Below are 8320 nucleotides of genomic sequence, written 5' to 3' on the forward strand. Positions count from 1 at the left end.
GTCAGCATGACAGAAGTTGATTTTTGAGATGCTTCCTTTGTCAGCATGACAGAAGTTGATTTTTGAGATGCTTCCTTCGTCAGTATGAAAGGAGTTGATTTTTGAGGTGTTTTGAAATTGGTATTATTTTTATAAGTTTTGTTAGAAATATAAAAATTCGGGAAACATAGATATAACACGACTATAGTTTAAAGCCTATGTATGGACTAGTAAATAAAGCAATTGAACAGATGGTTTGCGATCGCTTTGGTGAAGAAACCTGGCAAAAAATCAAAAGCAAGGCTGAAATAGAAGTTAATGCATTTACCAGTATGGAAGCTTATCCTGATGATGTGACCCATCGACTGGTAAAAGCAGCTAGCCATGTGTTAGATTTACCATCTGCCGATATTATGCGTGCTTTTGGGGAATTTTGGGTAAAATTCACGTCAGAGGGAGGCTATGGCGAATTGATGGAGATGAGTGGAGATACCCTTCCAGAATTTCTGCAAAACCTCGATCAACTCCATGCTCGTGTTGGAGTAAGCTTCCCACAACTGCAACCACCGTCTTTTGAATCAGAACAAATAGACGAAGAAACATTAACTTTAGATTACCATTCCCATCGTGAAGGGTTAGCTCCCATGGTTGTAGGGTTAATTGAAGGTTTAGGGGAGCGTTTTAATACCAGTGTCGAAGTAACTCAACGAGCGAGCAAAGATGAGGGTTCCGATTGCGATCGCTTTGAAGTTCGCTACAAAAGGAATTAGTAAATGACACAACCTCCTGCCTTTAACTTACCTCCCCATCAGTTTACCAAGGTATTTCCATTCCACTTTGGATTTAATCGCGATCGCGAGATAATTCAGGTTGGAGAAGTGCTACAGCGTCTGATACCGAATTTATTGGGAAATTTGCTCGAACAACACTTTATAATTAAACGTCCTAATATTCGGATCGAACTTGACGAAATTGTTCGTAAGTCTCACAGTCTTTTTTTGCTGGAGTCTTTGCACAATGAAATGTCGTTAAAAGGACAGATGATTTATGTTGAAGAGCAGGAGATTGTATTTTTTATCGGTTCTCCCATTGTCACAGATATTGCCAAACTTGCCAGCTTAGGGATGAAGCTTAAAGATTTTGCTCTACACGATCCAGTTGCCGATTTTTTATTTCTTTTACAAGCTAAAAGTCAATTGACAGAAGATTTGACTCAGCGACAAGCACAACTGGAAAAGGCATTACTTGATAAGGATAATTTAGTTGCGATCGCCCAAACAAGAACTGAGGAGTCGGAGCAAACCTTAAAAAAGTTACAACAAACCCAAACTCAACTCATTCAAACAGAAAAAATGTCAAGTCTGGGAATGATGGTAGCGGGTATTGCCCACGAAATCAATAATCCAGTCAGTTTTATTCATGGTAATTTGACTCATGCCAGCGAATACGCCCAAAATTTTTTATAATTAGTTCAACTTTACCAGAAATACGAACCAAATCCCCATGAGGAGATTCAAAATTTCCTTGAGGAAATAGATTTTGACTTCATTGCCCAAGATTTAGGTGAACTGTTAAAATCGATGTTAACGGGTACTCAGCGAATCAGCGAAATTGTTTCCTCGCTCCGCAATTTTTCCCGTCTTGATGAAGCTGAATTTAAAGCAGTCGATATCCATCAGGGCATTGACAGTACTTTACTTATCCTCAAATACCGACTGAAAACAACTGGAAATCTCCCAGAAATTCAAGTAATTAGAGATTACGGACAACTACCATTAGTTGAATGTTATCCCAGTCAAATCAACCAGGTATTTATGAATCTTTTAGCTAATGCCATTGATGCTTTGAACGAATCTCAACAGCATTCCCAACCCATTATCAAGATTTGGACGAGTGTCATTGAAGACAAATGGATTGCCATACATATTGCCGACAATGGACTTGGTATTCCTGAAGCAGTGCGATCGCGTTTATTTGACCCCTTTTTTACCACAAAACCAGTCGGCAAGGGTACTGGTTTGGGATTATCCATCAGCTATCAAATTATCACCGAAAAACATCACGGCAGGCTACTATGCCATTCACAGGTAGGAATGGGAGCAGAATTTATTGTTGAGATTCCCATTCAACAATCTTTTTACTAGGAAGTGGGCAACTTCATTAACCCATGAATCAAAGCACCTATAGCTAACCCCAACAGGGAAATAAACGATAGAGTGGCAAAACCGTATACTTGACGCAAACCAGCAGCTTGAAAATCGATTCGGACTAATATAGTCGCTGCTATCACGACTAAAGTATCGAGAAATAGCCGAAACCAGGCAATCATCAAAAATAGCGAAAAAGCAGCAAAAACTGTGACTACAAAAGTGCGGGTATTGGATTTGAATAAATAATTGGAATATTGAGCGAACTTAATTCCAGGGATTGTCAGGATTCCCACTAATATTAATATTGCGATCGCAACCCCAACCCAGCCAATCGGGGTTATATTCGCGGACGATATCACCCAGCCTAAACTGGAATAGGTGAGTAAGGCTAATGTTAAGGAAACCCAAGGAATTTCTCTAATTATTGACATGGGATGGTTTTACTCATACTCACTGGAACTATTTGTTTTTTTTGCCAAAAAATCTATAACGATTCTCAGCTTAGTTAAATACAGTCTGCGATCGCTCTTCGCTACACTGACGTACCAAAAAGGTTGTTTGTCCTAATTGGTATTTTATCCAAACGAGAAGTGCTATGTCTGTATACTGGAAGATTGAGCCTCACTGAGGAAAAACCGTTCACCGTAGCACCAAAATCACTTACTTACCACAAAATTGCAACTTAGCGCATTACAATCATTTTGACAAAATAACTCAGAATTTTCCGAATAACTAGTTAAAAATTTTCATAAACATTTGTAAACTGTTAACAGCGCTGTTTATAAATACTTAAATAGCCGCGAATTATATTGATAAGGACTATCATGAAGCAGCTTGTAATTGCCGAGCGTGTATGCCTAACTGGTCATATACTGGCAAAGGCTTTTGGACTAGCAGGGATTTTGCTAGTGATACCCCACGCAGAGAAATTGTTAAGTTTTGGGGAAATTGGAGAAAAAGCTATCCAAGTCAGTATGGCTGATGGAGGTGTGGTCGATATTGTTTTAGGAACAATAGCCGTATCGATTTTCGCTTTTAGAACCTTAGGATTGCGGACTTGGCTGGGTTTTATGGTTCCAGCAGTATTAATATCAGTAGGTAGTGAATTACTTGGAACCAGCACAGGATTGCCCTTTGGAGACTACAGTTACCTGAATGGCTTGGGATATAAGATTGCTGGACTTGTGCCCTTTACCATACCCCTATCTTGGTTTTATGTCGGATTATCAGCTTATTTACTTGCTCGTGCAGGGCTTGGAGTGGCAAAAAATCCCAGTTTTCTGCGTCAAGTAGGAGCGATCGCATTGGGTGCAATATTATTTACCTGTTGGGATTTTGCCCTGGAACCAGCAATGAGTCAAACATCCTTACCTTTCTGGTATTGGGAACAACCTGGTGCATTTTTTGGTACACCTTATCAAAATTATGCAGGTTGGTTTGGGACGAGTGCATTGTTTATGACAGTAGCAGCATTTATGTGGCGAAATGACCCAGTTAAATTAGAGCGATCGCAACTTAATGTCCCAATGATTGTTTACTTAAGCAACTTCGCCTTTGCAGCCGGATTAAGCTTAGGTGCTGGTTATTTAATTCCCGTATGCTTCGGCTTTTTTGGTGGAGTAATTCCATCCCTGTTTTTGTGGTGGAAAGCCATAAACACAGATACCCCCGTCATCTCAGCAGCAACCATTGAAGTTGCAGCAAAGTAGAAATTAGGAATTGGACATGGGGTATTAGAGTTTGAACCAATTAATTTGCCCCATGCCCGATGCCCATTGTCCCATGCCCATTGCCCCATTCCCCGATGCCCCTGATTCTTCTTTTAATTCAAATACCAGCAGTTGCCATCTTACTTTCCCGTCTCCTCAAAGGAGCAAGCCGACTTACCCCCATTCAACCCCAATCAGCTACACTCGACATACTAGGTAGTGTTAGCGTTGTTGTTCCCACTCTCAACGAAGCGGAACGCATTAGCCCATTACTTGCAGGATTGAGTAAACAAAGTTACGAGTTGCGAGAAGTAATTGTCGTTGATAGTAACTCAGTCGATGGCACACCAGAATTAGTAAAAACCGCACAAGAAAAAGACCCTCGATTTCGCGTCATCACCGATGATCCCTTGCCTGCGGGTTGGGTTGGTCGTCCGTGGGCATTACATTCCGGATGGATGCATATATCCCCAGCTAGCGAGTGGTTTTTGGGGATGGATGCCGATACTGTACCCCATCCCGGTTTAATTGCAGGTTTAGTTAAAACAGCCATTTCCCAAGGTTATGATTTAGTTTCCCTATCGCCACAATTTATTCTCAAATATCCCGGTGAATCTTGGTTACAGCCAGCTTTATTAATGACATTACTGTATAGATTTGACCCTGCGGGAGTAGATACAAGTAATTCAGAGCGAGTCATGGCAAATGGGCAATGCTTCTTGTGTCGTCGTTCCGTCTTAGAATCTATCGGAGGATACACAACAGCAAGTAGTTCATTTTGTGACGACGTAACCTTAGCGCGAAATATTGCCGCATCCGGGTTTAAAGTTGGGTTTTTAGATGGGGCAAAAGTCTTCAAAGTCAGGATGTACGAAGGAGCAATAGAAACTTGGAACGAATGGGGACGTAGTTTAGACTTAAAAGACGCTTCATCCCCAACTCAAACTTGGGGTGATATTTGCCTATTAACCTTAGTACAAGCATTACCCCTACCAATTATTTTGAGCTTCATTTACCTTTCCCCCTCATATTCCCCTTTTTCCCTCATCATACTGGGATTGAACGTATTTTTGTTAATCATTCGCTTCGGGATGTTATTTGCGATCGCACCATCCTACGACTTCAGCCAAACACGAGGTAAATTCCTATTCTGGCTCTCACCATTCGCTGATACCCTAGCAGTGTTGCGAATCATCTTATCAGCATTGCAAAAGCCGAAAAAATGGCGAGGCAGAAACTATTCAGATAAATAACACCTTTATTTCTCTTCCTTGGCGTTCTCCGTGTCTTGGCGGTTTACTCTGACCATATTTTCCCATAAATATACTGAGAATATTCCCTTATATGGTAAACTCCTATCCAACTTGGTTATCACCAATCAAATATGAGTATTAATATATGGCTGTTAGTAAACTTTCGCTGCCAAAAACATCGAGTCTCACCCAAAAACTGATGTCAATTGGGGTGATATTAACCCTATTCTTCGTATTTATCGCCTTTTTTGCCCCAGTGTTTCAGGCATTAGGATTAATCCAAAATCCCTCAGACGCGATCGCAAATCCAATTCACCAACCACCTTCCTTGAAACATTGGTTCGGTACGAGTCGTTTAGGATATGACGTATTTTCCCGGACTTTATTTGGAGTACAAGCAGCTTTACTAGTGGTACTACTCGCAACCTCATTGAGCATGTTTATCGGTGTACCATTGGGAATGCTAAGTGGTTATGTCGGTGGCAGACTCGATAAAATCCTACTATTTATTATGGATAGCATCTACACTTTACCCGGTATGTTGCTATCGGTGACACTAGCTTTTGTCGTGGGAAGAGGAATATTAAATGCTGCGATCGCAATTAGTATTGCCTATATTCCCCAATATTATCGCGTTGTCCGTAACCACACAGTCAGCGTCAAAACAGAAGTATTTATCGAAGCTGCTCAAGCAATGGGAGCAAATACTTGGCAGGTATTATCTAAGTATTTATTTTTTAATGTCATTCAAAGTGTGCCCGTACTCTTTACCCTCAACGCTGCCGATGCGATTCTAGTATTAGGTGGTTTGGGTTTCTTGGGTTTGGGACTTCCTGAAGAAGTCGCGGAATGGGGACACGACTTGAGGCAAGCTTTAGAAGCTCTACCAACGGGAATTTGGTGGACAGCTTTATTTCCTGGTTTGGCTATGACTCTTCTGGTTGTCGGGTTATCCCTATTTGGTGAAGGGTTAAACGAATTTGTCAATCCCCGTTTGCGGAAACAGATTCGGGAATAAGACACTAGGGATAAATCACACTCTAAAAACGGTTAAAAACTCTGTGTACAGGGAATTCTGATTTTCCTCTGATATCTCGGAATAATCCCCCCTAACCCCCCTTTTCAAGGGGGGAAATAAAATAGACATCTCCGGAAAAGATGTAGAGACGTAGCATTGCTACGTCTCTACAAGGGCTCTGGGGAATGCATAATTAAATTCGGTCGATGTCTAATATATAGTTCCCTCCCCTTAATAAGGGGAGGGTTAGGGTGGGGTTCTATATTAAATCAGGTTTTAAGCCGTTTGCAGTATGTTGTGATATTCCCCATTCCCGACTTCCCATGATTTACTTTTTATGAGTTAGCATTATTTGTTGTATTTGTAACAGAGAGTTTTGTGTGAAAGACAAGTTTTTTTTAATTGGAGCTGCGGCTGGTGGATTTATGCTTTCCGTGGCACTTACGGGTATTCTCAGAGGCACACCTGTAACATCCTTCCACGGACAAATGGTTGTGCGTCCTGTATCTGTAACTTATGTAACTGCTAAGACTGTCAGTAAAGAGGAACTAGAAAGTCGGAAGTGAGGATAATTTCTCCTTTACTAATTGACCAATTCCCAGTGCCCAAATTACCTATTAACCATTAGCTATTAAAAATTAACCGATGATCGAAGTAATAGGTATTGATTTGGGGGGAACAGCAATCAAGTTGGGGAAATTCACTGTAGATGGAACTTGTGTAGATTCTTTGACAGTAGCGACTCCCCAACCTGCCATGCCTGAAGCTGTTTTAGATGTGTTGGTAAGTGCGATCGCATTACTCGATCCCCAGAATACCACTGTTGCGATCGGTGTGGGAATGCCTGGACCATCCGATCCAGAGGGACGAATTGCTCTGGTTTCAATTAATCTACCAGGATGGCGTGATGTTCCCTTAGCGGAATGGTTGGAAGCGCAGACAGGTAAACCAACTATTCTCGCTAACGATGCCAACTGTGCGGGTTTAGGAGAGGCTTGGTTGGGTGTTGGTAGTCGGTTTAAGAATTTTATTCTGCTCACCTTGGGAACAGGTGTTGGTGGAGCAATTTTTATTGACGGTAAATTATTTATTGGACACCACGGTGCTGCTGGGGAGTTGGGATTAATTTCTTTGTACCCAGATGGGCATGAATGTAATAGTGGCAACAATGGTTCTTTGGAACAATCTACCTCAATTCGAGCGATTCGCAGAATGACTGGTAAGGAACCTGGGGAATTAGGAGCTTTGGCAGAGAAGGGTGATGTGGAAGCGTTAAAATTTTGGCAAGATTACGGTCGAGATTTAGGTATTGGTTTAACTAGCTTGATTTACGTACTTACGCCAGAAGCGATTTTACTTGGTGGTGGTGTTAGTGGAAGTGCGAAGTTTTTCTTACCAGCAACCAAAGCTGAAATTGAACAAAGGGTTTTTATTACATCTCGTCTGGGTTTAGAAATATTGCCAGCAGAGTTAGGTAACACAGCCGGAATGTTAGGTGCTGCAAAATTGGCTCTAAATCATATCATTCTGTAGCTTGCTACTTAACAGAAGCCGCTTGCGCGTCTACCCACAGTGTGCAACGTACGTGCTATTCTACGAGAAGGCGAAGCGCCATACAAAATAAAGAAATAAAGGTATGATTTTTGCATATTGGTGCTGCAAAAGAAACAAATTTGACTACGCTTGTAACATGGGATTCTTCCTTCGTCAGAATGACAAATAGTAAACTGTTATGCAATGACAAACAGTAAACTGTCATGCTGACGTATGTTGCATCTCAATCATACCAACCAGCACTTAAATCCTTCCATTCAGAATTCATCGACTCAATCAAAACAATTTTCTTTTCACGCAACCAACCTTTTATTTGCTTTTCCCTGGCAATAGCATCATTTACATCCGAAGTTTCTTCAAAATAAACTAACTTAGTAATATTATATTTTTGGGTAAAACCAGGAACTAGCTTTTGTTTGTGTTCGTAAACACGTCGATTTAAATCATTAGTTATACCCGTATAAAGTGTTTTTGAGTGATTCGTCATAATGTAAACAAAATAATTATTCATATTTTTAGACTGCGATCGTAACTTTAGATTCTTCCTTCGTCAGAATGACAAACCCCCAAATGTCATGCTGAGGAACAAAGCATCTCAATAAGTACCACAAACGACAAACCCCTAAATGTCATGCTGAGGAACGAAGCATCTCAATA

At 40.9% G+C, this 8320-nt stretch carries 10 protein-coding genes; 8 read left to right on the forward strand and 2 right to left on the reverse strand.

What is annotated here, in order from left to right:
• Positions 1–197: 197 nt before the first annotated feature.
• From CK510_RS12020 to CK510_RS34385, 3 genes are all read left to right on the forward strand, one after another.
• Positions 198–749 carry a heme NO-binding domain-containing protein gene (locus CK510_RS12020; RefSeq protein WP_095721931.1) on the forward strand — a complete coding sequence of 184 codons (552 nt, stop codon included), beginning with the start codon at positions 198–200 and terminating at the stop codon, positions 747–749.
• A gap of 3 nt (positions 750–752) precedes the next feature.
• Entirely contained in the window at positions 753–1445 is a 693-nt protein-coding gene (locus CK510_RS34380; RefSeq protein ID WP_373695799.1) for a hypothetical protein, read from the forward strand.
• 114 nt (positions 1446–1559) lie between these two features.
• On the forward strand, positions 1560–2123 hold the full coding sequence (locus tag CK510_RS34385) for a sensor histidine kinase (protein ID WP_373695800.1): 564 nt from the start codon (positions 1560–1562) through the stop codon (positions 2121–2123).
• Here CK510_RS34385 and CK510_RS12030 read toward each other — a convergent pair.
• Positions 2120–2560: a hypothetical protein gene (locus CK510_RS12030; protein ID WP_095721932.1), complete on the reverse strand. Its 441-nt coding sequence runs from the start codon at positions 2558–2560 to the stop codon at positions 2120–2122. The two genes, CK510_RS34385 and CK510_RS12030, sit on opposite strands and share 4 nt — an antisense overlap.
• A gap of 393 nt (positions 2561–2953) precedes the next feature.
• Here CK510_RS12030 and cruF point away from each other — a divergent pair, with 393 nt between their 5' ends.
• From cruF to CK510_RS12055, 5 genes are all read left to right on the forward strand, one after another.
• Positions 2954–3838, forward strand: coding sequence for a gamma-carotene 1'-hydroxylase CruF (cruF, locus tag CK510_RS12035; RefSeq protein WP_095721933.1), 885 nt, complete (start codon positions 2954–2956; stop codon positions 3836–3838).
• Between the two features lie 95 nt (positions 3839–3933).
• Entirely contained in the window at positions 3934–5091 is a 1158-nt protein-coding gene (gene cruG / locus CK510_RS12040) for a 2'-O-glycosyltransferase CruG (protein ID WP_245912094.1), read from the forward strand.
• A 145-nt stretch (positions 5092–5236) separates the two neighbouring features.
• Positions 5237–6109 carry an ABC transporter permease gene (locus CK510_RS12045; RefSeq protein WP_095721935.1) on the forward strand — a complete coding sequence of 291 codons (873 nt, stop codon included), beginning with the start codon at positions 5237–5239 and terminating at the stop codon, positions 6107–6109.
• A gap of 380 nt (positions 6110–6489) precedes the next feature.
• Positions 6490–6675 carry a hypothetical protein gene (locus tag CK510_RS12050; protein ID WP_095721936.1) on the forward strand — a complete coding sequence of 62 codons (186 nt, stop codon included), beginning with the start codon at positions 6490–6492 and terminating at the stop codon, positions 6673–6675.
• A gap of 79 nt (positions 6676–6754) precedes the next feature.
• Positions 6755–7642 (forward strand): ROK family protein, encoded by an 888-nt coding sequence (locus tag CK510_RS12055; RefSeq protein WP_095721937.1) that lies wholly within the window; start codon positions 6755–6757, stop codon positions 7640–7642.
• Between the two features lie 244 nt (positions 7643–7886).
• On the opposite strand, the gene CK510_RS12060 is transcribed toward CK510_RS12055, so the two are convergent.
• On the reverse strand, positions 7887–8174 hold the full coding sequence (locus CK510_RS12060) for a GIY-YIG nuclease family protein (RefSeq protein WP_095721938.1): 288 nt from the start codon (positions 8172–8174) through the stop codon (positions 7887–7889).
• Positions 8175–8320 lie beyond the last annotated feature (146 nt).

The sequence above is a fragment of the Brunnivagina elsteri CCALA 953 genome (assembly GCF_002289455.1).
Classification (GTDB): domain Bacteria; phylum Cyanobacteriota; class Cyanobacteriia; order Cyanobacteriales; family Nostocaceae; genus Brunnivagina; species Brunnivagina elsteri.